The following is a 23,009-nucleotide window of genomic DNA, read 5'->3' as shown; positions in this document are numbered from 1 at the left end:
ATGAATCAGACGATCGGTTGCGCCAGCCGCACCACGGTGACGCCGGCCCGCAGGTTGGCGCTGGACGGCATGATCAGGACGCAGTCATCGTAGGGCGTGGTCACGGCCTCGCCCTCGGACCAGCCGATGACGGTGCCGGCGCGCGCCAGCGTCTCCAGGCCCTTCCAGGGCTCGGCGAAACGGAAATCTGGGCTCTTGGCGGCGATCGCGTGGGTCACGCGCAGCGCGCGCTGGGCGCTGGCCTGGGGGGCGAACCAGGCGGCGGGCAGGTCGGCCTCGTCCACCGTGCCGGCGGCCGCCAGGAAGCGCGCCATCTGGTCGACCGCCACGCCGCGCGCCTCGGGCGCGCCATGGAAGCCGCATTCGATCAGCAGCGAACGGGTGCCGTTGTCGCCGGCCTCGCCGAAACGGCCGTAGTCGCGCATGCGCACGCCGGCGGCATGGCCGGCGTCGGCGATGATGGTGGCGGGGTTGCCCAGCGACAGGGCCAGGTCGATGTTGCGCTGTTCCATGCCGGTCAGCTGCAGCGGCACCTCGGAATTGCTCATCGAGTGGAAGTCCAGCAGCCAGTCGGCCTGCGCCACCCACGGACGGATGGCGGCGGCGCGGCGGCGTTCCTGGCTGATGGGCTGGGCCAGCTTGTCGTCGCTCCAGACCCGGTTCATGTCTTCGTCGACGAAGCGCGCCGGCGCGTAGTTGGCGGGATCGAAGCGGTCGAACGCGGCCAGGTTGCAGAACGCCAGCGTCAGCGAGCCGCGGCGCGGGCGCAGGCCGGCGGCCAGCGCGTCCTTCAGGGCCCAGGCGCCGCACAGCTCGTTGCCGTGGACCAGGGCGCTGAGCATCACGCGCTTGCCCGGCACGCCGGAGTCGAAATGCCAGACGCCGGGGGTATCCGTGTTGCCCACGCGCTCGGCCGCCAGATCCGGACAGGCGAGAAGGAAGGGACGCGGACGGGACGCGGGAGAGGACGAGGACATGGGAACTCCGATCAAGCGAGGGGGATTGTATAAGGGATGGCGCCCGAAGGCGGTCAGGTGGCGGTCAGGCGCGCGCGTTGCGCGGCCACGGCCGCGCCCTGTTCGCCCAGGTCCCAGAACAGGCCGGCCATGACCGCCGCGCCCTCGCGCGCCACGGAGGCGAGCAGGTGTTCGTCGGGGCCATGCTGGCAACAGGCGGGATACGAGTGCGGCACCCAGACGGTGGGCAGCCCCAGCACGTCCGAGAAGGCGTCGTTGGGCACGGTGCCGCCCAGGTTGGGCAGCAGCGCGGGCGTCTTGCCGGTGGTGGCGGCCAGCGAGGCCACGGCCCAGCGCGCCCACGGATCGTCCGGGTCCAGGCGGGTGGCCGGGGTGCCGCGCCGCACGCGTACGGCGACCTGCGTCAGGCCCAGCGCGTCCAGGTGCCGGCGCAGGATGCCCTCGGCCTGGCGCCAGTCGGTGCCGACCACGAAGCGCAGGTTGCAGGTGGCGCTGGCGCGCGGCGGAATCGCGCCTACCGGGTTGTCGGGATTGCCGGTCTTGTAGGCCAGCACTTCCAGCGTGTTCCAGCCGAACAGGCGCTCGGCCAGCGACAGGCCGGGCTCGCCCCAGTCCGGGTCGATGTCGGGGGCGTCCTCGTCCTGGCCGACCTGGATGTCCGCCAGCGCCTGGCGCACGGCGGGCGGAATCGCCGGCGGACGCAGGCCGTCGACCAATAGCCGGCCGCGCGCGTCCACCAGGCTGGCCAGCGCGTTCGCCAGGATGATGCCGGGATTGGGCAGCACGCCGCCCCAGTTGCCGGAGTGGTGCGCGTGGCCGCGCAGGTCCACCGTCAGGTCGAACAGCAGCGTGCCGCGTGAGCCCAGGAACAGGGTCGGCAGGTCGGCCGACAGCCGCGGTCCGTCGGAGGCGATGAAGACGTCCGCCGCCAGCGACTCGCGCCAGGCGGCACAGGCCTGGTGCAGGCCGGGCGAGCCGACTTCCTCGCCGCATTCGACCAGCATGCGCAGATTGAAGCCCAGGCGTCCGCCGCGTTCGGCCCGCACCTGTTCCAGCGCGGTCATGTTGACGCAGTACTGTCCCTTGTTGTCGGCGGTGCCGCGGCCGTACCAGCGGTCGCCCTCGGCGGTCAGCCGCCAGGGCGCCAGGCCGTCGCGCCACTGCTCGTCGTAGCCGCGCACCACGTCGCCATGGGCGTACATCAGCACGGTGGGCAGGGCGGGGTCTTCGATGCGCTCGGCCAGCAGGAACGGCGGGCCGCCGGCGACGGGGTTGTCCTCGACGCGCCAGGCACAGCCCAGGCGCTCCAGGCGCGGGGCGACCGCCGCGCGCAGGTAGTCGTAGAGCGCGGGGCGCTGGTCCGGGTCCTGGCTTTCGGTGCGGTGCGCGACCAGTTCCGCCAGGTCGCGCTGCAAGGCGCCGCTATCGGCATACGCGACCGCGCGGCCAATGGCGGCGGCGCGGCTGGCGCTCGTGACTGCTGCTGGCACGGACTTCCCCTTGTTTGGCGGGGCGCGTCATTGCACACCCTGCTGAATCGTTGCGCAAATTCTAGGATCAGGGAAGCTTTCTCTACAATTAGAATATTTATCGGCAGCTTTGCAAAAAAGGCAAAGCTATTATCATCGGCGTCAGGCCCCAGCGAGGGGGAAACATGCACGGCATCGCCCTGCGATACTTTGTCGAGGTGGCCCAGGCGGGCAGCCTGAGCGGGGCGTCCGAACGCCTGCACGTGGCGGTGTCCGCCATCAGCCGCCAGATCGCCAAGCTGGAGGAAGAAGCGGGCGCGCCGCTGTTCGAGCGCGCCGCGCGCGGCATGGTGCTGAGCGAGGCCGGCCGGTTGCTGCTGACCCACGCGCGCCGCACGCTGCTGGAATCGGATTCGGTGCTGCAGGAGATCGCCGCGCTCAAGGGCATGGCACGCAACGAGATCCGCATGGCGGCCGTCGAGGGCGTGGCGCGCATTTTCCTGCCGTCGGCCATGGCGCGCTTTCGCCGCGATTGGCCCGAGGTGCGCTTCGACCTGCACGTGGGCACGCCGGCCGACGTCGCGCGCCGCGTCGCCGAAGGCAGCGTCGAGCTGGGCATGACCTTCAACGTCGAGCGCCTCAGCGGCGTCAGCGTGCGCTATTCGCGGCGCGCGCCGGTGCACGCGGTGATGGCCGCGGGCCATCCGCTGGCCGGCCGCAAGAGCGTCAGCCTGCAGGACCTGGGCCGCTATCCGCTGGCGCTGACCGGCCCGGGCACGACCACCCGGCACCTGTTCGAGATGGGCTGCCTGCTGGAGTCGGTGCAGCTCGAACCCACCCTGACCTGCAACGATTCCTCGCCGCTGCATGGCTTCGTGTTCGGTTCCGACGCCATCATGCTCAGCGGCTACATCTCGGTGGCCTGGAGCCTGAAGCGCGACGAACTGGTGGCGGTGCCGATCTCCAACGCGCAGCTGCAGTCGCGCACCTTGCAGCTGCACGTCATGCAGGGGCGCCAGCTGCCGTCCAAGACGGAGGCCTTCATCGACCTGCTGTCGCGCGAGCTGGACCTGCTGCTGGAGGAAGGGCCGGGCGCCTGAGGCGGCCGCCGGGCCGCCAGGCTTTTCGGCGGCGCCGCCTGCGCCCAAAGAAAAACGGCTGCCCTCGGGCAGCCGTTTTGATGTCGCGCGCGCCGGATTACTTGGCGTCGGGCTTGACCGAGGTGGCCAGCGTGAACTGGTCGCGGCGGCCTTCGTAGGTGATGCCCTTGCGGAAGGCCCAGATGCTGCTTTCGAAGTGCAGCGGGATCAGCGGCACGTTGTCCAGCGCGATCTGGGTGGCTTCCTGCAGCAGCTTCTCACGCTTGGGCGCGTCGACCGTGACGATGGCCTGCTTGTAGACCTTGTCGAAGTCGGCGTTGGTGAAGCCGCCGTAGTTGCTGGTGCCCAGGCTGTTGGGCGAGTCGAGCGAGGCGACCCACAGCTGGAACAGCGCCGAGGCTTCGCCCGTTTCCGCCGGCCAGCCGCCCATCGAGAAGCTGAACTCGCGCTTGGCGCGCTTGGGGAAGTAGATCGAGGCGGTCATGGCGTCGACGTTGGTCTTGATGCCGACGCGGGCCAGGTACTGGGCCACGGCCTGCGCCACCTGGCCGTCATTGACGTAGCGGTCGTTGGTCGACGACAGCGTCAGCTCGAAGCCGTTGGGGTAGCCGGCTTCGGCCAGCAGCTTCTTGGCGCCTTCCGGGTCGTACTTGATTTCCGGGGCCTTGGGCAGCGCGCCGAACATGCCGTCGGGCATGTACTGGTAGGCCGGGGTGGCCATGCCGTCCATGATGCGGGCGGTGATGGTCTTGCGGTCGATGGCCATCGAGATGGCGCGGCGCACGCGCAGGTCCTGCAGCGGGTTCTTGCCGTCGGCGCTCTTGACGAACGGGCTCGGGTTGCGCGCCACGTCGGGCTGGAAGAACACCAGGCGGGTCGAGGGCGTGGCCACGAAACCGAACTTGGGGTTGTCCTTCAGGCGCTGCAGGTCACGCGCGGCGGGGTTCTCGATCATGTCGAAGTCGCCCGACAACAGGCCCGTCAGGCGCGGGCCGGCGGCCGGCACCGGCACGAACTTCACTTCCTTCCAGTAGGGCTTCGGGCCCCAGTAGTTCTCGTTGCGCACCAGCTCGATGCCCGTGCCCTTGACGTACGACTTCAGGGTGTACGGGCCGGTGCCGATGGCGTCCTTGCCGTTGTTGAAGTCGGCCACGGTGGGCCACGGGCCGGTCACGCCGCATCCCTTCTTCGGGTCGAACGTCAGCTTGCCGTGCTCGACGATGCCGTTCCAGACGATCGGCAGCGAGCGCGCCATTTCGGCGGGCATCAGCGGGAAGGGGGCGCCGGTCTTGATGATGACGGTGTGCGCATCCGGCGTCTGCACGTCGGTGATCAGCTTGGTCGTGTCCATGTAGGACTGCGACACGTTGGTCTCGTTGTTCAGCGTGCGGCAGATCGTGAACAGCACGTCTTCGGACGTGAACGGCTTGCCGTTGGAGAACTTGACGTCGTCGCGCAGCTTGAATTCCCAGGTCAGGTCGTCCAGGTTCTTCCAGGACGTGGCCAGCGCGGGCACCAGCTTCATGTCGGCACTGCGCCCCACCAGCGAACTGTAGACGTGCGCGGAGAACGCGTCGTTCTGCGTCATCTTGTGGTAGTGGGGGTCGGCCGAGGTGGGTTCGGCGGACAGGCCGATCTTCAGCGTCTGGGCCTGGGCAGCGGCCAAGGGAATGGCGGCGGCCACGAGGGCCAGGGTGGTGCGCAACTTCATGGTGACAACTCCGGATGGGGAACGAACCGGATCGTGCTGGCGGCGGGAAACAGCGGGCGGGCCAACCGGGGAAACGCAACGTCGGCCGGGGGGCTTGCGGTGTTTTTGGCGCCAGGCACGACGGCAAGGGGCCGATTATCGGTAGGGGGTTCGCGCGCTGTCAATGCGCGCCGGGCCGACGCTAGGGTAAACGCCGAGAGGGGAGAACGCCGCCGTTGCCGCGCACAAAATGACCATCGCCCCAGTGCGAGGCGGTCCCGCTTCGGGACGGCTTCGCGCTGGGGCGACAGGGGTATTGCGTCGTGGAGGGCGTCGCGGGGGCCCCGCGAAGGGGGCCGGCGCGGCGCGATGGCGCCCGGTGAGGGGGAGGGCCCGAGGCCCCGGGCGCCAGGTCCGATGCAACGGGCGCCGCATGGGCGGCGGGCGTTACATCGGCAGCGCGCCAGTGCTGAATCGCGGGAGATCGGTCGCGACTCAGCCCGGCACGGCTGGTCTTACCACTGCGAACCGGAGAAGCGCGAGCTGGCGGCGCGGGCCTTGTTCATCGATTCGTTGACTTCGTCGATGAAGGCGAACACGCCAGCAACGGCGGCGGCGATCGCCTGGCCAGCCTTCTTCAGGTTGGTCAGCGGGTGGGAATTCGGTTGGTTCTCGAGGGCGCCGCGGAGCAGGTCACGCTCCAGCGCGTCGGTCAGGCGGGCAGTGTGGTTCAAGGTCAGTTCGCTCATGGTTGGCTCCAGTCCGTTTCGTCTTGGGGTAAACCATTATAGGGATAACCCTAAATCAAAAGCAACGCGTTTTTAGGGGAAAACCCTAGGATGTTGTAAAAATGTATTTGCCCCGGGGACTTAGGCCTGCGGACCGCCATTGCGCAGCCCCCGGGCGGCGTCCGCCAGCTCCCCGGCGGTCAGCCCGATCGGCCCGATGCCCCGGGCCACGAGGGCGTCGGCCGCCGCCCCGTGCAGCCAGACCGCGCCGGGCACGGCCTGTTCCAGTGGCAGGCGCTGAGCCAATAGCGAACCCAGGATGCCGGCCAATACGTCCCCGGTTCCGGCCGTGGCCAGGCCCGGGTTGCCGCTGGTGTTGCGGCGCCACGCGCCGCCGGGGGCGCAGACCACCGTGCCGGCGCCCTTCAGGACCACCCAGGCGCCGAAGCGCCGCGCCAGCGCCTGGGCCGCCGCCGGGCGGTCGGCCTGGATGCGGGCGGTGTCCTGGCCGAGCAGGCGGCCGGCCTCGGCCGGGTGCGGGGTCAGCACCACCGGGCCGTCGCCCCAGTTGGGCTGGATGCCGCCGTTGGCCAGCAGGTTCAGGCCGTCGGCGTCCAGCACCAGCGGCGCGCCGCCGCGCAGCACGAACAGTTCCGACAGGGCGTTGGCGGCGGCCGCGCCGGCGCCGATGCCGCACCCGGCGACCCAGGCGGTCACGCCCCAGTCCGCCTCCAGCAGCGAGCGCGCGTCGCGCAGCATCAGTTCGGGTTGCAGTGGATCGCAGGGCAGCGGCGCCGTTTCCTGGGCGAAGCCCACCAGCACCTTGCCGGCGCCGGTCTTGAGCGCGGCGCGCGCGGCCAGCAGCGCCGCGCCTTCCATGCCGCGCCCGCCGCCCACCACGCCGACAGTGCCGAAACTGCCCTTATGGGTGTCCGGGTCGCGCACGGCGAACAGGGCTGGCAGGTCGTCGCGGCGGATCTCGCCGGCGAAGGAGGAAGCGGGGGTGTTCATGGGCTGAGGCTCCGGGATCGGCGGGGGCGTCGGGACAGGGGCTATCCACTATAGTGCCCCAAAACGCGCGGCCTTCCGCCCGCGCCTCCGGAGACGACGATGACCGATATCACGCTGGAACACTATTCCGCCTACGAGTCCCTCAAGCTGCGCCGCCATCCCAATGGCGTGCTGGAGCTGATCATGGGGTCCAAGGACGGCAAGCCGGGCAAGCTGTCCACCGCCGACGACCGCATGCACCGCGAGCTGGCCGACATCTGGCGCGATATCGACACCGACCCCGACACCCGCGTGGTGGTGATCCGCGGCGAGGGCAAGGGCTTTTCGGGCGGCGGCGACCTGGACCTGGTGCAGCAGATGGCGGACGACTTCGACGTGCGCACCCGCGTCTGGCGCGAGGCGCGCGACCTGGTCTACAACATCATCAACTGCAGCAAGCCGATCGTGTCGGCGATGCACGGCGCCGCCGTGGGCGCCGGCCTGGTGGCCGGCCTGCTGGCCGATATCTCGATCGCCGCGCGCGACGCCCGCATCATCGACGGCCACACCCGCCTGGGCGTCACGGCGGGCGACCACGCCGCCATCGTCTGGCCGCTGCTGTGCGGCATGGCGCGCGCCAAGTACTACCTGATGCTGTGCGAAACCGTGAGCGGCGAAGAAGCCGAGCGCATCGGCCTGGTGTCGCTGTGCGTGGACGAGGCCGAGCTGATCGGCCGCGCCTTCGAGGTGGCCAACCGCCTGGCGGCCGGTTCGCAGACCGCGATCCGCTGGACCAAGTATTCGCTGAACAACTGGCTGCGCATGGCCGGCCCGACCTTCGATACGTCGCTGGCGCTGGAGTTCATGGGATTTGGCGGCCCGGACGTGCGCGAAGGCGTGCAGTCGTTGCGCGAGCGGCGCGCGCCGAACTTCCGGCCCGACTCGCCGTTCTGAGGGGGCGGCTGCCGACCGCATCCGGCCCCGCGCCGGGCGCGATCGGGCGACGCGCGTCGGCCCGGGCGTCGCATGCGGCGCGGCGGGCGCCCAAGGCGCCACGCCGTGCCGGATTCACTTCTTGAAGAACGCCGCGAACGCGGCTTGCGCTTCGTCCGTCTGCAGGCGGGCGCGGAACTGCTGCGCCTCGTAATCGAGCGTGTCCTGGATTGCTTGCCTGTCCGGCCGCTTGAGCATGGCCTTGGTCAGCCGCAGCGCGGCTGGCGGCTGCCTGGCGAGGCTGGCGGCGGTGGCCTGCGCGGCCGCCAGGGCGCCGCCCTTGGCGGTGACCGCGGTGGCCAGGCCGGCGTCGCAGGCTTCCTGCGCCGAGAACGCCTTGCCCTGCAGCAGCCATTCGGCGGCGCGGCGGGCGCCGGCCAGGCGCGGCATCAGCAGGCTGGACGCGCCTTCCGGACACAGGCCCAGCGCCACGAACGGCATGCGCAGGGTGGCGCCCTCGCCGACATAGACGAAGTCGCAATGCTGCAGCAGCGTCACGCCGATGCCGATGGCATAGCCCTCGACGGCGGCGATGACCGGCACGTCGGCCTGCGTCAACGCGCGCAGGAAGGTCAGGCCGGCGCTGTCGCCGGCGCCGCGCTCGGCCTGGAAATCGCGCAGGTCGTTGCCGGCGGTGAAGTGTTCGCCGGTGCCGGCCAGGATCACCGCCGACACGCCGGTGTCGGCGGCGGCCAGCGAGAGCTGTTCGGTCAGCGCGGCGTAGGTGGCCGTGTCGAGGGCGTTGCGGCGGTCCTGGCGGTCGATCACCAGCGTCAGCACCGCGCCGTCGCGCGTGACCCGCAGCCCGGCGCTCATGCGAAGGTCCTGGCGGCCAGTTGGGTCTTGGCCTCGGCGTACTCGCGGCGCAGCGTGTCGACGATCTGGCGCGTCGGTTGCACGCTGCCGATGTTGCCCACGCCCTGGCCCGCGCCCCAGATGTCTTTCCACGGCTTGACGCGGCCGGAGCCGAAATTGGAGGCGCCGCTGTCGGGCTGCGGCAGGTTGGCCGGATCGAGGCCGGCGGCGCTGATGCTGGCCTTGAGGTAGTTGCCGGGAATGCCGGTGAAGAACGGGGTGTAGAGGATGTCGGAGGCGCTGGCCTCGACGATGGCGGACTTGTAGCCCTCGCTGGCGTTGGCTTCCTCGCTGGCGATGAAGCGCGTGCCCATGTAGGCGAAGTCCACGCCCATGGCGAGCGCGGCCAGCACCTGGGCGCCGGAGGTGATGGCGCCCGACAGGATCAGCGGGCCGTCGTAGAAGCGGCGCACTTCGGACACCAGCGCGAACGGGCTGAGCGTGCCGGCATGGCCGCCCGCGCCCGCGCACACCAGGATCAGGCCGTCCACGCCCGCTTCCAGCGCCTTTTCGGCGTGGCGGATGGTGGTGACGTCGTGGAACACCTTGCCGCCCCAGTCGTGGACGCCTTTGACCAGGTCGCCGGGGGCGCGCAGGCTGGTGATGATGAGCGGCACGCGGTGGCTGGCGCACACCGCCAGGTCCTGTTCGAGCCGGTCGTTGGACTGGTGGATGATCTGGTTGACGGCATAGGGCGCGACCGCGGCGCCGGGGTTGGCCTCGCGGTACGAGGCCAGGCCGGCCTGGATCTCGTCCAGCCAATCGGTCAGCAGGCTCTGCGGACGCGCGTTGAGCGCCGGAAACGAACCGACGATGCCGCTCGTGCATTGGGCGACGACCAGCTTCGGGTTGGACACGATGAACATGGGGGCGCTGATGACCGGCAGGGACATCTGGCCATACAGATCTGTCACTAGGGAGTGGGGCATAACGGCGTCACGTGTGGTTTCGGGTTGAGCGCCCAGGCCGCGCTTGAAGGGCGGAAAGGGATGTGCCTATAATTACCTACCGACCGTCCGGTAATTAATTAATCTTTATTTAACGGCAAGCGTCGAACCGCTGTCAATGGAACGGAACCGCCCGCGGTCCGGCATTGGCGCCCTCGACGCCGCCCCAACCAGGCCTGCCCATGGCGACTTCCGCTGCCCCCGCCTCCAAACGCGCCCGCGCCGGCCGTCCGCCGACCCTGGTGGCGCCGCGCGAACGCATCCTGGCCGAGGCCGCCAAGCTGTTCGCGCGCAGCGGCTACGACGGCAGTTCGGTGTCCGACCTGGCCGCTGCCATCGGCGTGTCCAAGGCCGCCATCTATCACTACTTCACCACCAAGCAGGACATCTACGACGCCATCATCCTGGCCGTGCTCAATGGCCTGACCCAGAACGTGGGCCAGGACGTGGCGCGGGCCGAGGGCGGCGCCGCCCGCCTGCGCGCCTTCATGGTGGGCCACGCCCGCTACTTCGAGCAGCACCACGCCGAGTTCGTCACCATGCTGATCGGCTATTCCGGCATGGCGCTGCCCGAGCGCGAGGACGCCGCCCGCCTGCGCGACGGCTACGAGAAGCGCCTGCGCGACCTGATCGCGCAAGGCGTGGCCGAAGGCGCGTTCCGGCAGCTGGACGTGCCCGCCACCGGCCGCGCCGTGCTGTCGATGCTGAACTGGATGGTGCGCTGGTACAAGCCCGGCCAGGGCGACAGCGCCGAGACCATCGCCGCCGGCTATTTCGATTTACTGGTTGGCGGCATGCGCCCCTGAGCGCCGCCGCCCCGCACCCCGAGAGACTCTGATCATGGCCCTGGATACCGAAACCCTGACCCTGTTGCTGGACGCCGTGCGCCGCTTCGTGCACGAACGCCTGATTCCCGCCGAGGACGAACTGGCCGCCAGCGGCCAGGTGCCGCCGGACATCGTCACCGAAATGCGCGAGCTGGGCCTGTTCGGCCTGTCGATCTCGCCCGACCACGGCGGCCTGGGCCTGACGATGGAAGAGGAAGTGAAGGTGGTGTTCGAACTGGGCCAGACCTCGCCCGCGTTCCGTTCGCTGGCCGGCACCAACATCGGCATCGGCTCGCAGGCCATCGTGCTGGCCGGCACCGACGAACAGCGCGCCCGCTACCTGCCGCGCCTGGCCAGCGGCGAGCTGATCGGCTCGTTCGCGCTGACCGAGCCCGACGCCGGCTCCGACGCCATGGCGCTGCGCCTGGCGGCCGAACGCGACGGCGACCACTACGTGCTCAACGGCACCAAGCGCTACATCACCAACGCGCCCATCGCCGGCCTGTTCTCGGTGATGGCCCGCACCGCGCCCGAGCGCCGCGCCAACTCGATCTCGTGCTTCCTGGTCGAAGCCGGCACGCCGGGCCTGATCATCGGCAAACCCGACAAGAAAATGGGCCAGGCCGGCGCCCTGACCAGCGACGTGGTGTTCGACAACTGCCGCGTCCCCGCCTCCGCGCTGCTGGGCGGCGAAGAGGGCAGCGGTTTCCGCACCTCGATGCGCGTGCTCGACAAGGGCCGCCTGCACATCTCGGCCCTGTGCGTCGGCATCGCCGACCGCCTGCTGCGCGACGCCGTCAAATACGCCACCGAACGCAAGCAGTTCGGCCAGCCCATCGCCGAGTTCCAGCTGATCCAGGCCATGATCGCCGACAGCCAGGCCGAACTCTACGCCGCCCGCTGCATGGTCCTGGACGCCGCCCGCCTGCGCGACCGCGGCGAGAACACCACCATGCAGGCCGCCTGCTGCAAACTCTACGCCACCGAAATGGTCGGCCGCGTCGCCGACCGCGCCGTCCAGATCCACGGCGGCGCCGGCTACATGTCCGAATACGCCGTCGAACGCTTCTACCGCGACGTCCGCCTGTTCCGCATCTTCGAAGGCACCTCGCAAATCCAGCAACTGGTCATCGCCCGCGAGGTCATCAAGGCCAACAGTTAAGCCACGCCGCGCGCCGCGTCGCTCGCTCCCAAGCGAGACCGCCTCCACCCGCGCGCAGCGCCATCACTGAAACGCAAGACCCCACGTAAGCCAAAGAAGGCTGCCCGCGCAGCCGCCTTTGGCGGGCCCCGCACTCCTCTCACCTCCGCTCATGTTCGCCGCCTCAGAATGCCAAGCACACGGTCGGCCCCAACGTCCGTCATGAGCCTTCAATGCAGCCCTTTGCGGGGCGGGATCGGGAATGGGGGGCGTGTAGATGCGCCCGACGGAATCCGAAGGAGTCGCCGAAGGCGAGGACGAGGATGAGGATGGGGGAGTCCGGAGCGAACGCTCCGGACCGCAATCGTAGCCCCCCATTCCCGATCCCACCCCGCAAAGGGCGTCTCAAGAACCCAACCGCCCTGACCACCCCAACACACCCAAGCCCCCACCGGCTAATATCCCCACTGACCTAATACTCTTTGGCGAAAAGATAAAAGATGTCGCAACGTCCCGCCCCCCTGACAGGCATCCGCGTCCTGGACCTGACCCGCGTCCTCGCCGGCCCCTGGTGCACCCAGAACCTGGCCGACCTCGGCGCCGAAGTCATCAAGATCGAACGGCCCGGCGCGGGCGACGACACCCGCGCCTGGGGCCCCCCGTACCTGAAGGACGCGGCCGGCAACGACACCACCGAAGCCGCCTACTACCTCTCGGCCAACCGCAACAAATTCTCCGTCGCCCTCGACATCGCCTCCCCGCGCGGCGCCGAACTGGTGCGCGAGCTGGCCTTGCAGAGCGACATCCTGGTCGAGAACTTCAAGGTCGGCGGCCTGGCCAAGTACGGCCTGGACTACGCCAGTCTCAAGGAAGTGAATCCGCGCCTGATCTACTGCTCCATCACCGGCTTCGGCCAGACCGGCCCCTACGCCAGCCGCCCCGGCTACGACTTCATGATCCAGGGCATGGGCGGCCTGATGAGTATCACCGGCGAGCGTGACGACCTGCCTGGCGGCGGTCCGCAGAAAGCGGGCGTGGCCGTGGCCGACCTGATGACCGGCATGTACTCCACCGTCGGCATCCTGGCCGCGCTGCACGAGCGTTCGGTCAGCGGCCTGGGCCAGCACATCGACATGGCGCTGCTGGACTGCCAGGTCGCCATGCTGGCGAACCAGAACCTGAACTACATGACCTCCGGCAACGCCCCGCGTCGCGCCGGCAACGCGCACCAGAACCTGGTGCCGTACCAGGTCTTCGCCGCCAGCGACGGCCACCTGATCGTCGCCGTGGGCAACGACAGCCAGTTCCGCAACTATTGCGGCGCCATCGGCCTGCCCGAGCTGTCGGCCGATCCGCGTTTTTCCACCAACCCGCAGCGCGTCAAGAACCGCGAGGCGCTGGTGCCGCTGCTGGCCGAGCGCATGGCCACCGGCGCGCGCGACCACTGGCTCGCATCGCTCGAGGCCGTCGGCGTGCCGGCCGGTCCGATCAACACGCTCGAGCAGGTCTACGAAGACCCGCAGGTGCTGGCGCGCGGCATGAAGCGCGAGCTGCCGCACCCGACGGCGGGCACCGTGCCCATGGCGGCCAGCCCCCTGAAGTTCTCGGGCAGCCCGGTCGAATACCGCCGCGCGCCGCCCATGCTGGGCGAGCACACCGCGCAGGTGCTGGCCGAAAAGCTCGGGCTGACGGCCGCGGAAATCCAGGCGCTGGCGCAAAGCCCGTCCTGATCCGCCGGCGACGTCCGGTCGCCGCGCATGGCGCGGCGCACACACCATTCCAATGACAGGCAGGAGAAGTTGATGACGGAGATTCAAACCATCGGCGTCGTGGGCGCCGGGGCCATGGGGCGGGGCATCGCCCAGATCGCGGCGCAGGCCGGCCTGCGGGTGCGCCTGTACGACACCAGCGCCGACGCCGTGGCCGCCGCGCGCGAGTCGCTGCGCCAGACCTGGGACAAGCTGGCCCAGAAGGGCAAGCTGACCGCCGCCGACGCGCAGGCCGCGCTGGCGCGCGTCGAGTCCGCCACCGCGCTGACCGACATGTCGCAATGCCAGCTGGTGGTCGAAGCCATCGTCGAGCGCCTGGACGTCAAGCGCGACCTGTTCGCCGCCCTGGAGGGCGTGGTGGCCGACGACTGCATCCTGGCTTCCAACACCTCGTCGCTGTCGATCACCGCCATCGCCGCGGCCTGCAAGCTGCCGCAGCGCGTCGCCGGCTATCACTTCTTCAACCCGGTGGCGCTGATGAAGGTGGTCGAGGTCATCGACGGCCTGCGTAGCGCACCCGAGACCGGCGATGCGCTGGCCGAGCTGGCCCGCCGCATGGGCCACACGCCGGTGCGCGCCAAGGACATGCCCGGCTTCATCGTCAACCACGCCGGTCGTGGCATGAACACCGAAGGCCTGCGCGTGGCGCAGGAATCGGTGGCGAGCTTCGCGCAGGTCGACGCCATCATGCGCGAGCAGGCCGGTTTCCGCATGGGTCCGTTCGAGCTGCTGGACCTGACCGCGCTGGATGTCTCGCATCCGGTGATGGAATCGATCTACCGCCAGTTCTTCGACGAACCGCGCTTCCGTCCGTCGCCCATCACCACCGTGCGCCTGGCCGGCGGCCTGATCGGCCGCAAGGCCGGCGAGGGCTTCTACAAGTATGTCGACGGCCAGAAGCAAGTGCCGGCCGAGCCGCCCGTGCCGGCGCTGCCGGAAGGCCTGAAGGTCTGGGTCAGCCCGCGCCACCCGGAAGGCTACGCACGCGCCACCGCGCTGCTGGAAAAGCTGGGCGCGCCGCTGGTGTCCGGCTCCACGCCGGCGGCCGACACGCTCATCATCGTCACGCCGTTCGGCGAGGACGTGTCCACCACCGCGTCGGCGCAGGGCCTGGACCCGGCGCGTTGCGTCGGCCTGGATACCCTCTACGCGTTCGACAAGGCCGCCCGCCGCACCCTCATGGTGTCGCCGGCGACGCAGGACAAGTGGCGCGACGCCGCGCACGCGCTGCTGGCCGGTGACGGCGTGCCGGTCTCGGTGATCGAGGATTCGCCGGGCTTCGTGGCCCAGCGCATCGTGGCCATGATCGTCAACATCGCCGCCGACATCGCACAGCAGCAGATCGCCACGCCGGAAGACATCGACCGCGCCGTGACGCTGGGCCTGGGCTATCCGGTGGGGCCGCTGGCCCTGGGCGACGCGCTGGGCGCCGAGCGCATCCTCGAGATCCTCAAGAGCCTGCAGCGTGTCACGGGCGATCCGCGCTATCGCCCCAGCCTGTGGCTGCAGCGCCGCGTGCAGCTGGGCATGTCGCTGCTGAAGACGTCCGCGGCCGATTGAGGCCACGCCAAATGAAAAGCCCCTCGATGCATCGAGGGGCTTTTTTTCGTCCTGCGCGGTGGCCGCGCGGTGCGAACGGCGTGCGTGGCTTACTTGGCCGCGTCCACCATGTACTGCACGGCCGCGCGGATGTCGTCTTCCGAGGCGTTGGCCGCGCCGCCCTTGGGCGGCATGGGCGGCTTGCCCTGCATGGCGACCTTGACCATCGCGTCCATGCCCGTCTTGATGTACGGGTCCCAGGCGGCCTTGTCGCCGAACTTGGGCGCATTGGCGACGCCGGTGGCGTGGCAGGCGAAGCAAACACTCTTGTAGAGCTTCTCGCCAGCGGGATTGACCGCGGCGGTCTGCTGCGGCGCGGGCGCGGCGGCAGGCGCCGGTGCTGCTGCGGCCGGTGCGGCCGCGACAGGAGCCGGGGCGGCCGGGGCAGCCGGGGCGGCCGGGGCAGCCGCCGCGGGAGCGGCAGCAGCCGGCGTGGCAGCGGCCGGCGTGGCGTCGGCTTCCTTCTTGGCGCCTTCTTCAGCGGGCGCGGCCGGTTCGGGCAGCGAGCCGCCGGACTTGTTGGCCATGTAGACCACGGCGCGGGCGACTTCGAAGTCGGACAGCGTCGGGTTGCCGCCCTTGGCCGGCATGCCGCCCTTGCCGTGCAGGGCCACGTTCATCATGGCGTCGAAGCCGGACTGGATGAAGGGCGCCCACGCGGCGTTGTCGCCGATCTTCGGCGCGCCGGCGACGCCGGCGGTATGACAGGCCGTACAGACGGCGGTGAAGACTTGCTCGCCGGTCTTGAAGACCTTGGGCGCGTTGGCGTCGACGAGGGCGAAACCTGCTACCGGGGCAATGCGTTTAGTGACGGCTTCGCTGGACAGCGTATCCGAGCCGGCGCCCACTTTGGTGCCCGAGGTCACCATGTTCACCAATAGGATGATGATGGCGATGGGCACCACGAAGGCCAGAATGACCGTGACGATCAGTTGCTTCGGGGTCTTGATGGGGGAGGAGTGCTCTTCTATGTGTTCCTGCTCGTTGCTCATGACCAAATCCTGCTAACGGGTACCGGGGCGCCTGGCGGCGGCAACAGAAAATCAGTACTGCACAAAGGGCGGCAAAAGCAGACCGCCTTGCAAGCAAACGCTGGATTATATAACGGTGTCAGGGACACTCGTCCAACGGCCGGACAGGGGTTTTCGATGAGTTTGCGGCCATAATTGATCCACTTCATGCAGACCGCATAAAACTAGGTACAATACCGCCTCCTTGCGCTGCGCCCGTAGTTCAATGGATAGAATGAGAGTTTCCGAAGCTCTTGATACAGGTTCGATTCCTGTCGGGCGCGCCAATATCAAAACAAGACCCGTCAAAAAACCGCCAAAAAAGCGCCGCGTCGAAAAGCACCGCGGTCAAGAATGGCGCCGGGTCAGGCTGGTTCAATAACCGGTCATCCAATCAGCCGCATGCACATGCGGTCACCAAGCGCCTGCTGGCGGATTTTCCTTTCTCCCGTTTTTCCCCGTGCCGACGGTATGGTCCGTTGCTTGCGTCTCGCCATGGCGGCGCCGCGCGCAGGGTCATGCCCGGGCCGTGGTCCGTTTGATCTGCTCGATGAAGTGGCGCACGGCTGGCGCGCGCTCATGCCGCCGGTGGAGCGCGGCCACCTCCGAATCGATGGCGGCGCCCGCCAGTTCCCGGAAGACGACGTTCGGCAGTTTCATGACCTCGACCAGGACGCTTGGCACGACGGCCACGCCCATGCCGAGCGAGACATGCGTCAGCACGGTCAGCAGGCTACCGGGGGCCGCCACCACATCGGGCGTGAATTTCCCGCGCCGCGCCACTTCCAGCAGGCCCAGGATCTGCTCGGGCACGATGAAGGCTTCCCTGGCCAGTGAACGCGCGGTGATGGCGCCCGACGCCGACGCGAGCGGATGGTCGGCGGGCAGCGCGACACAGAACCGGTCGCGGATCAGCATGTGGCTGGAGATCGAGGGCGGCAGGACGATCGGCATGCGCACGAAGGCGATGTCGATGCGGCCGTCCTCGAGCGCGCTCGCCAGTTGGTCCGTGGGCATTTCGCGGGTCTGCGCCAGAACGTCGGGCCAGGCCGCGTGGAAACGCCGGCATTGGTCCTGCAGGACGCCAAAGAACACCGCCGAGCCCACATAGCCGATTTCGACCCGGCCCAGCTCGCCGCGCCCGGCGCGCAGGCCGACGTTGAGGGTGCGCTCGAGTTGTTCGAGCGTGTTGCGCGCTTCGATCAGGAAGACTTCGCCGGCCGAGGTCAGCGCGACGGACCGCTTGGTGCGGTTGAACAGGCGGACCTGCAGCGCGCGCTCCAATTCCTGGATGTGGGCGGTCAGCGTGGGCGCGGACAGGTCGAGCTGTTCCGCCGCCTGGGCGAAGTGCAGCGTGCCGGCGAGCGTCACAAAGGCCTTCAGATGGCGGATCTCCATGCGCTGGCCCCTGCCGCGTTGGTGGAAGTGACGCCATCATATCGCCAGCCGGGGCCGGCACAACCTGGCCTGGCACGACGACATGGCACGAGGGGGCATGACACCGAGCCACACGGCACGACACCGTGCGCTCAGCGCGCGGGGCGGGCGTCGCGCATCAACAGCTGGACCGCCAACGCGCAAGCCGCGGCCATGGCCGCCGCCAGGGCGAAGGCGCTGGCGAAGCCGACGGCGTAGCTGTCGCGGGCGATGGGCATCAGTACCGCGGCCACCGCGGGGGAGTAAGCCGCCATTGCCCGGTCGAGGTCGCCGGCGATGACCTGGTCGTAATAGCTGGCGGCCACGTGCAGGCCGGCGCGCTGCGTCGCGGCCTCGGCGTAGTGGTGGATGCTGCTTGCCAGCACCGCGCCGAAGCCGGAGAACCCCAGCAGGATGCCGGTGAAGCGGGACGTCGTGCTGATGCCCGACGCCATGCCGGAGCGGCCATGGGGCAGGGTGCTCATGATGGCCTTCTGCGTCTCGCCGTTGAGCAGGCCGCCACCCATGCCCAGGATGGCCATGCTGCCGATCAGCGGATAGCCGCTGGCCTGCCGGGTCGCCAGGATCATGAGCAGGTTGCCGATCGCCACCACCGCGAGGCCGATGCTGAGCACGCCGCGGGAATCCAGGCGCGCCGACAGTCTGCGGCCGACGTGGGGAAACACCAGCATCGCCAGCGCGAAGGGCAGCATGCTGGCGCCCGCCATCAGTACGGTCTGTCCGCGCGCGTTCTGCAGGTACATGGGAAGCACCGATGCCATCACCTGCGCGGTCGAGGCGTAGGCGAACATCGCGATGACGGCGCCGACGAACGGCTTGCTGCGGAACAGTCCCAGTTCCACCAGCGGGTGGGGATTGCGTGACTGCGAACGCAGGAACGCGCTCAGGCACAGCAGGCCGAGGACCGCGACGATGGCCACCGCCGGGCTGCGCCAGCCGATGGCCGGCCCCACGATCAGCAGCCAGGTGGCGGAAAACATGGAGCCGGTGAAGAACAGGATGCCGACCGTGTCCAGTGGGCGGTTGTCCGGCTCGCGTGATTCGTCGATGCAGCCGCAAGCCGCCAGATAGAGGATGACGCAGATCGGCAGGTTGATATTGAAGGCCCAGCGCCAGCCCAGCAGGCTGCCGATCAGGCCGCCCAGCAACGGCGCCAGCACCATCGTCAGGCCCATCACGCCGCCCCAAGCGGCCCAGGCCCGGTTGCGCGCCTCGGGCTGGTGGAACGCATTGCCGATGACGGCCAGCGCGGGAGCCAGGAGAAAGGCGGCGCTCAGGCCCTGGCCCGCCCGCGCCAGGTACAGCACCGTGGCCGAGGGGGCCAGGCCACAGAACAGCGAGGTCGCGGCGAATGCCAGGATGCCCAGCTTGAACACGCGCTTGCGGCCATAGCGGTCGGCAATCGAGCCGGCAGGCAGCAGCATCGCCGCGAAGCACAGGACGTAAGCGCTTATCACCCACTCGATGTCGGCGAAGGAGGCGTTCAAATCGCGGGCAATGGCCGGCAGGACCACGCCGACGACGTTGGCGTCCAGCACCGTCATCGCGCAACCCGCGGAGGCGACGAGCAGCACGGCGCGGTCCCGCGATGGGGACGCGGAAAGGGCGGGGGAGGGGAGTGCCGTTGGCAAGATGATGTCCTGTAAGCGTGGGGCCGGGTGACCAGCCGCGCTCATTTCAGCATTGCCGCCTGCGAGGTTCAATACGAGAAAACCGCTGAATAATTCGGATTTTCCGAATACCGAAGTCGGTGGAAATCCTTGGGAAATTGAAGGAGGCATGCCTGTCGTCGTTGCGTGATTCCTCTTAAATAGCATGCGGGCATGACAGGCTTGCGCGCATGCCGTGATGCATTGTCGTGTGTGCATCTCGCGCCACAAAAACGCTTGAATTCGCGAATCGGGCATTGTTTTTCGCGATGTCTCAAAAACTGACATACAGCTTTTTTAGACTTCGTCCCGTCATGTGCCGAGTTGCTGCTCGTGCTGCTTGCCGACTCGCTTGCGCATGTCTGTTCAATCAACGGGAATCTGTAATGAAAAAGACTCTGATCGTCACCGCCCTGTTCGCCGCCCTGTCGGGCGTCGCGCACGCTGAAACCTCGGTGACGCTGTATGGCTTGATCGACACCGGCGTGGGCTTCCAGCGCATCAAGGGTAACGACGGCTACAAGGAATCGAAGGTCGGCATGGCCAACGGCGTGTCCAGCGGTTCGCGCTGGGGCCTGCGTGGCGCCGAAGACCTGGGCGACGGCCTGAGCGCCGTGTTCACGCTCGAAAGCGGCTTCAACTCGGCCACCGGCCAGTCGGGCCAGAGCAGCCGCCTGTTCGGCCGCCAGGCCACCATCGGCCTGAAGAGCGATTCGTGGGGTCTGCTGGAATTCGGTCGCCAGACCAACGTCGCCTCGAAGTACATCGCCGCGATCGATCCGTTCGGCGCCAGCTATGGCCAGGCCAACGTGGGCGCGGCCTTTGGCGCCGCCAACACGGTCCGCTACGACAACATGGTCATGTACCAGACCCCGTCGTTCAGCGGCTTCCAGTTCGGCCTGGGCTATTCGTTCAGCGCTGACGATACCAAGGATGGCGCCGCCCAGTTCAACGCTGACGGCACTCGCAAGAGCAACCCGTCGCAAACCGGCTTCCGTACCGCCAACAACACCCGCGCCATCACCGTGGGTCTGCGCTACGCCAACGGTCCGCTGAATGTGGCCCTGACGTACGACCAACTGAATCCGGCCAACCAGCTTGGCACGGAGCAGAACCCGAAGCAGTGGATCATCGGTGGTTCGTACGACTTCGAAGTCGTCAAACTGGCACTGGCCTACGGCCAGACGCGTGACGGCTGGTTCACCGGCCAGTCTCTCAATGCCTTTGGCAGCGGCAGCCCGGTTGCCAAGAGCTTCGGCAGCAACACCGTCGCGACGGATTTCAAGTCGAATTCGTACCTGGTCGGCCTGTCGGCCCCGGTCGGCGGCGCTGGCAGCATCCTGGCCTCGTGGCAGCGTGCCGACGCCAACAACACCAAGCTGACCGGCGACGACGCCACCATGAACATCTTCAGCCTGGGCTACACCTACAACCTGTCCAAGCGCACCAACCTGTACGCGCTGGGTTCGTATGCCACGAACTTCGCGTTCATCGACGGTGTGAAGAGCACCGTTGGTATCGTGGGCGTGCGTCACCGCTTCTAAGCGGCGATTCGCCTCGTCCGGCGGCGCGTGCGGGTTGCGCGTCGCCGGACGCCGCGGTTGCATTGAGCGGACTGGGCGTCTTACCCGGCCACAGACGCGAAAAAAGCGGCCACCTCCCTAGCTCCACTCTCAGTCCGCTCACCCCAACCCTGTGTGGGATGAGCCCCCCCGAAGCGGCATGTGCGCCGCCGGCATGCAGATGCCGGCGGCGTTTTGCTTGTTGCGCGCAGGCCATTTCGCTCGGTTGGGCGGCCATCAACGGCGCCGCTTTTCTGGGCACATTGCGATGACTGGCCGTGGCGCGAGGGCGATGTCCGGGCGGTTGTCGGCTTCCCGACACGGATACGTCTGATTTCGGTCGAGCGCCGGGTCAATGCTGATAGCGCTCAAAATGGTTGAGTTGCAGCGTTCCTAGAATCGGTTCCAGTCATGCGCGGAAATGGCCGCCCGTGTGGCGTGCCGATCCGCATGCGCATGTCTTGTCAATCAACGGGAATCTGTAATGAAAAAAGCTCTGCTCGTCACTGCTCTGTTCGCCGTGCTGTCCGGCGCGGCGCAGGCTGAAACCGCGGTGACGCTGTACGGCCTGATCGACACCGGCGTGGGCTTCCAGCGCATCAAGGGTAACGACGGCTACAAGGAATCGAAGGTCGGCGTGGCCAACGGCGTGTCCAGCGGTTCGCGCTGGGGCCTGCGTGGCGCCGAAGACCTGGGCGACGGCCTGAGCGCCGTGTTCACGCTGGAGAGCGGCTTCAACTCGGCCAACGGCCAGTCGGGCCAGAGCGGCCGCCTGTTCGGTCGCCAGGCCACCGTCGGCCTGAAGGGGGATTCCTGGGGCCTGCTGGAATTTGGCCGCCAGACCAACGTCGCCTCGAAGTACATCGCCGCGATCAATCCGTTCGGCACCAGCTACGGCCAGGCCAGCGTCGGCACCGCCTTCAGCGCCGCCAACACGGTCCGCCACGACAACATGGTCATGTACCAGACCCCGTCGTTCAGCGGCTTCCAGTTCGGCCTGGGTTATTCGTTCAGCGCCGATGACACCAAGAATGGCGCCGCCCAGTTCAATGCCGATGGCACGCGCAAGAGCAACCCATCGCAGACCGGATTCCGTACCGCCAACAACACCCGTGCCATCACGGCAGGCCTGCGCTACGTCAACGGCCCGCTGAACGTGGCCCTGACGTACGACCAGCTGAATCCGGCCAACCAGCTTGGCACGGAGCAGAACCCGAAGCAGTGGATCATTGGCGGTTCGTACGACTTCGAAGTGATCAAGCTGGCGCTGGCCTACGGCCAGACGCGCGACGGCTGGTTGACCGGGCGGTCGCTCAACGCCTTCGGCAGCGGCAGCCCGGTCGCCAAGAGCTTCGGCAGCAACATCGTTGCGACGGATTTCAAGTCGAATTCGTACCTGGTCGGCCTGTCGGCTCCGGTCGGCGGCGCGGGCAGCATCCTGGCCTCGTGGCAGCGTGCCGATGCCAACAACACCAAGCTGACCGGCGACGATGCGACCATGAACATCTTCAGCCTGGGCTACACCTATAACCTCTCCAAGCGCACCAATCTGTACGCGCTGGGTTCGTATGCCACGAACTTCGCGTTCATCGACGGTGTGAAGAGCACGGTCGGTATCGTGGGCGTGCGTCACCGCTTCTAAGCGGCGACCCGCTGTCCGGCGGCGCGTGCGGGTTGCGCGTCGCCGGACGCCGCGGTTGCATTGAGCGGACTGGGCGTCTTACCCGGCCACAGACGTGAAAAAAGCGGCCACCTCCCTAGCTCCACTCTCAGTCCGCTCACCCCAACCCTGTGTGGGATGAGCCCCCCCGAAGCGGCATGTGCGCCGCCGGCATGCAGATGCCGGCGGCGTTTTGCTTTCTGCTCGAAGGTCAGTCGTCGAGCGAAGGCACGGTGCCGATCTGCGCGAGGATGCGCGGCGATTCCATGTCGCCGGTTTCCTTGTCGATCATGACCTCGTAGGCGGCCACGCCGGCGAACTTGGAAGCCATGGAGTTGGCGATGCGGATGGCGCCGAACTCGCTGCTGGCGGGGCGGATTTCCCCGGGGGCGACGCCATTGGCGGCGGCGCGGTAGGGAATGACGATGTATTGGATGACGTGGGTCTGGGCGATTTGAGCGGCTTCGGACACAGGAGTCTCCTGGACGACGTTGTGCGGGCGAGCGAAATGTAGCATGTTGCACTGTGTTTTTGTACAGTGTTTTTCGCCGTCCCACAAATATTTTCGGGACGGGGTCGCCGACCCAGGAAAACCCCTAGCGCGCA

19 protein-coding genes and 1 tRNA gene are annotated in these 23,009 nt (G+C 68.3%); 9 read left to right on the top strand and 11 right to left on the bottom strand.

Features of this window, described 5'->3' with window-relative positions; genetic code table 11:
- Nucleotides 1-5: 5 nt before the first annotated feature.
- Both I6I07_RS05080 and I6I07_RS05075 read right to left on the bottom strand, forming a co-directional pair.
- Nucleotides 6-977 carry a succinylglutamate desuccinylase/aspartoacylase domain-containing protein gene (locus I6I07_RS05080; RefSeq protein WP_198485865.1) on the bottom strand — a complete coding sequence of 324 codons (972 nt, stop codon included), beginning with the start codon at nt 975-977 and terminating at the stop codon, nt 6-8.
- Nucleotides 978-1,030: 53 nt separating this feature from the next.
- Nucleotides 1,031-2,467: a M20 family metallopeptidase gene (locus I6I07_RS05075; protein ID WP_198485864.1), complete on the bottom strand. Its 1,437-nt coding sequence runs from the start codon at nt 2,465-2,467 to the stop codon at nt 1,031-1,033.
- A 164-nt stretch (nt 2,468-2,631) separates the two neighbouring features.
- Between I6I07_RS05075 and I6I07_RS05070 the strand changes: the two genes are divergently transcribed.
- Complete coding sequence (locus I6I07_RS05070) at nt 2,632-3,546, top strand: LysR family transcriptional regulator (protein WP_198485863.1); 915 nt, start codon at nt 2,632-2,634, stop codon at nt 3,544-3,546.
- 97 nt (nt 3,547-3,643) lie between these two features.
- Here I6I07_RS05070 and I6I07_RS05065 read toward each other — a convergent pair whose 3' ends face one another.
- The 3 genes from I6I07_RS05065 to I6I07_RS05055 form a co-directional block, all read right to left on the bottom strand.
- Nucleotides 3,644-5,257: an ABC transporter substrate-binding protein gene (locus I6I07_RS05065; protein ID WP_198485862.1), complete on the bottom strand. Its 1,614-nt coding sequence runs from the start codon at nt 5,255-5,257 to the stop codon at nt 3,644-3,646.
- A 494-nt stretch (nt 5,258-5,751) separates the two neighbouring features.
- Nucleotides 5,752-5,985 carry a hypothetical protein gene (locus I6I07_RS05060; RefSeq protein ID WP_006392557.1) on the bottom strand — a complete coding sequence of 78 codons (234 nt, stop codon included), beginning with the start codon at nt 5,983-5,985 and terminating at the stop codon, nt 5,752-5,754.
- A gap of 120 nt (nt 5,986-6,105) precedes the next feature.
- Nucleotides 6,106-6,975, bottom strand: a complete 870-nt coding sequence (locus I6I07_RS05055) for an NAD(P)H-hydrate dehydratase (RefSeq protein ID WP_198485861.1) — start codon at nt 6,973-6,975, stop codon at nt 6,106-6,108.
- A gap of 99 nt (nt 6,976-7,074) precedes the next feature.
- On the opposite strand from I6I07_RS05055, the gene I6I07_RS05050 reads away from it, so the two are divergent.
- Nucleotides 7,075-7,908 (top strand): enoyl-CoA hydratase/isomerase family protein, encoded by an 834-nt coding sequence (locus I6I07_RS05050; RefSeq protein WP_006392559.1) that lies wholly within the window; start codon nt 7,075-7,077, stop codon nt 7,906-7,908.
- 114 nt (nt 7,909-8,022) lie between these two features.
- On the opposite strand, the gene I6I07_RS05045 is transcribed toward I6I07_RS05050, so the two are convergent.
- Together I6I07_RS05045 and I6I07_RS05040 are read right to left on the bottom strand one after the other, a co-directional pair.
- Nucleotides 8,023-8,763 carry an enoyl-CoA hydratase-related protein gene (locus I6I07_RS05045; protein ID WP_198485860.1) on the bottom strand — a complete coding sequence of 247 codons (741 nt, stop codon included), beginning with the start codon at nt 8,761-8,763 and terminating at the stop codon, nt 8,023-8,025.
- Nucleotides 8,760-9,731, bottom strand: coding sequence for an NAD(P)H-dependent flavin oxidoreductase (locus I6I07_RS05040; RefSeq protein ID WP_198485859.1), 972 nt, complete (start codon nt 9,729-9,731; stop codon nt 8,760-8,762). The genes I6I07_RS05045 and I6I07_RS05040 overlap by 4 nt, the downstream gene beginning before the upstream one ends.
- 200 nt (nt 9,732-9,931) lie before the next feature.
- Here I6I07_RS05040 and I6I07_RS05035 point away from each other — a divergent pair, with 200 nt between their 5' ends.
- The 4 genes from I6I07_RS05035 (at nt 9,932) to I6I07_RS05020 (ending at nt 15,046) form a co-directional block, all read left to right on the top strand.
- Complete coding sequence (locus I6I07_RS05035) at nt 9,932-10,555, top strand: TetR/AcrR family transcriptional regulator (RefSeq protein ID WP_198485858.1); 624 nt, start codon at nt 9,932-9,934, stop codon at nt 10,553-10,555.
- Nucleotides 10,556-10,589: 34 nt separating this feature from the next.
- Nucleotides 10,590-11,738 (top strand): acyl-CoA dehydrogenase family protein, encoded by a 1,149-nt coding sequence (locus I6I07_RS05030; protein WP_198485857.1) that lies wholly within the window; start codon nt 10,590-10,592, stop codon nt 11,736-11,738.
- 479 nt (nt 11,739-12,217) lie between these two features.
- Nucleotides 12,218-13,447, top strand: coding sequence for a CaiB/BaiF CoA transferase family protein (locus I6I07_RS05025; RefSeq protein ID WP_104021639.1), 1,230 nt, complete (start codon nt 12,218-12,220; stop codon nt 13,445-13,447).
- Nucleotides 13,448-13,519: 72 nt separating this feature from the next.
- Entirely contained in the window at nt 13,520-15,046 is a 1,527-nt protein-coding gene (locus tag I6I07_RS05020) for a 3-hydroxyacyl-CoA dehydrogenase (protein WP_198485856.1), read from the top strand.
- Nucleotides 15,047-15,135: 89 nt separating this feature from the next.
- Here the strand turns inward: I6I07_RS05020 and I6I07_RS05015 are convergent, their stop codons facing one another.
- Nucleotides 15,136-16,077: a c-type cytochrome gene (locus I6I07_RS05015; RefSeq protein WP_198485855.1), complete on the bottom strand. Its 942-nt coding sequence runs from the start codon at nt 16,075-16,077 to the stop codon at nt 15,136-15,138.
- A gap of 230 nt (nt 16,078-16,307) precedes the next feature.
- Between I6I07_RS05015 and I6I07_RS05010 the strand changes: the two genes are divergently transcribed.
- Nucleotides 16,308-16,382 (top strand) — tRNA-Arg (locus tag I6I07_RS05010).
- Between the two features lie 229 nt (nt 16,383-16,611).
- Here the strand turns inward: I6I07_RS05010 and I6I07_RS05005 are convergent.
- On the bottom strand, nt 16,612-17,493 hold the full coding sequence (locus tag I6I07_RS05005; RefSeq protein WP_198485854.1) for a LysR substrate-binding domain-containing protein: 882 nt from the start codon (nt 17,491-17,493) through the stop codon (nt 16,612-16,614).
- A gap of 131 nt (nt 17,494-17,624) precedes the next feature.
- Entirely contained in the window at nt 17,625-19,106 is a 1,482-nt protein-coding gene (locus I6I07_RS05000) for an MFS transporter (RefSeq protein ID WP_232625897.1), read from the bottom strand.
- Between the two features lie 461 nt (nt 19,107-19,567).
- Between I6I07_RS05000 and I6I07_RS04995 the strand changes: the two genes are divergently transcribed.
- A complete protein-coding gene (locus tag I6I07_RS04995) occupies nt 19,568-20,725 on the top strand; it encodes a porin (protein WP_198485853.1) in 1,158 nt (385 codons plus the stop codon).
- 502 nt (nt 20,726-21,227) lie between these two features.
- Nucleotides 21,228-22,385: a porin gene (locus tag I6I07_RS04990; RefSeq protein ID WP_198485852.1), complete on the top strand. Its 1,158-nt coding sequence runs from the start codon at nt 21,228-21,230 to the stop codon at nt 22,383-22,385.
- 229 nt (nt 22,386-22,614) lie between these two features.
- On the opposite strand, the gene I6I07_RS04985 is transcribed toward I6I07_RS04990, so the two are convergent.
- The gene (locus I6I07_RS04985) at nt 22,615-22,875 is read right to left on the bottom strand and encodes a hypothetical protein (protein WP_198485851.1); all 261 of its coding nucleotides are present in this window, start codon (nt 22,873-22,875) and stop codon (nt 22,615-22,617) included.
- Nucleotides 22,876-23,009: the final 134 nt, after the last annotated feature.

Source organism: Achromobacter deleyi (genome assembly GCF_016127315.1).
GTDB lineage: Bacteria > Pseudomonadota > Gammaproteobacteria > Burkholderiales > Burkholderiaceae_B > Achromobacter > Achromobacter insuavis_A.
This window is presented reverse-complemented; position numbering and strand designations above follow the sequence as displayed.

What these genes read in the sequence shown, in the direction of transcription:
- I6I07_RS05080 (WP_198485865.1), bottom strand. Translation starts at nt 977, where the DNA reads ATGTCCTCGTCCTCTCCCGCGTCCCGTCCGCGTCCCTTCCTTCTCGCC.
- I6I07_RS05070 (WP_198485863.1), top strand. Translation starts at nt 2,632, where the DNA reads ATGCACGGCATCGCCCTGCGATACTTTGTCGAGGTGGCCCAGGCGGGC.
- I6I07_RS05065 (WP_198485862.1), bottom strand. Translation starts at nt 5,257, where the DNA reads ATGAAGTTGCGCACCACCCTGGCCCTCGTGGCCGCCGCCATTCCCTTG.
- I6I07_RS05060 (WP_006392557.1), bottom strand. Translation starts at nt 5,985, where the DNA reads ATGAGCGAACTGACCTTGAACCACACTGCCCGCCTGACCGACGCGCTG.
- I6I07_RS05055 (WP_198485861.1), bottom strand. Translation starts at nt 6,975, where the DNA reads ATGAACACCCCCGCTTCCTCCTTCGCCGGCGAGATCCGCCGCGACGAC.
- I6I07_RS05050 (WP_006392559.1), top strand. Translation starts at nt 7,075, where the DNA reads ATGACCGATATCACGCTGGAACACTATTCCGCCTACGAGTCCCTCAAG.
- I6I07_RS05045 (WP_198485860.1), bottom strand. Translation starts at nt 8,763, where the DNA reads ATGAGCGCCGGGCTGCGGGTCACGCGCGACGGCGCGGTGCTGACGCTG.
- I6I07_RS05040 (WP_198485859.1), bottom strand. Translation starts at nt 9,731, where the DNA reads ATGCCCCACTCCCTAGTGACAGATCTGTATGGCCAGATGTCCCTGCCG.
- I6I07_RS05035 (WP_198485858.1), top strand. Translation starts at nt 9,932, where the DNA reads ATGGCGACTTCCGCTGCCCCCGCCTCCAAACGCGCCCGCGCCGGCCGT.
- I6I07_RS05030 (WP_198485857.1), top strand. Translation starts at nt 10,590, where the DNA reads ATGGCCCTGGATACCGAAACCCTGACCCTGTTGCTGGACGCCGTGCGC.
- I6I07_RS05025 (WP_104021639.1), top strand. Translation starts at nt 12,218, where the DNA reads ATGTCGCAACGTCCCGCCCCCCTGACAGGCATCCGCGTCCTGGACCTG.
- I6I07_RS05020 (WP_198485856.1), top strand. Translation starts at nt 13,520, where the DNA reads ATGACGGAGATTCAAACCATCGGCGTCGTGGGCGCCGGGGCCATGGGG.
- I6I07_RS05015 (WP_198485855.1), bottom strand. Translation starts at nt 16,077, where the DNA reads ATGAGCAACGAGCAGGAACACATAGAAGAGCACTCCTCCCCCATCAAG.
- I6I07_RS05005 (WP_198485854.1), bottom strand. Translation starts at nt 17,493, where the DNA reads ATGGAGATCCGCCATCTGAAGGCCTTTGTGACGCTCGCCGGCACGCTG.
- I6I07_RS04995 (WP_198485853.1), top strand. Translation starts at nt 19,568, where the DNA reads ATGAAAAAGACTCTGATCGTCACCGCCCTGTTCGCCGCCCTGTCGGGC.
- I6I07_RS04990 (WP_198485852.1), top strand. Translation starts at nt 21,228, where the DNA reads ATGAAAAAAGCTCTGCTCGTCACTGCTCTGTTCGCCGTGCTGTCCGGC.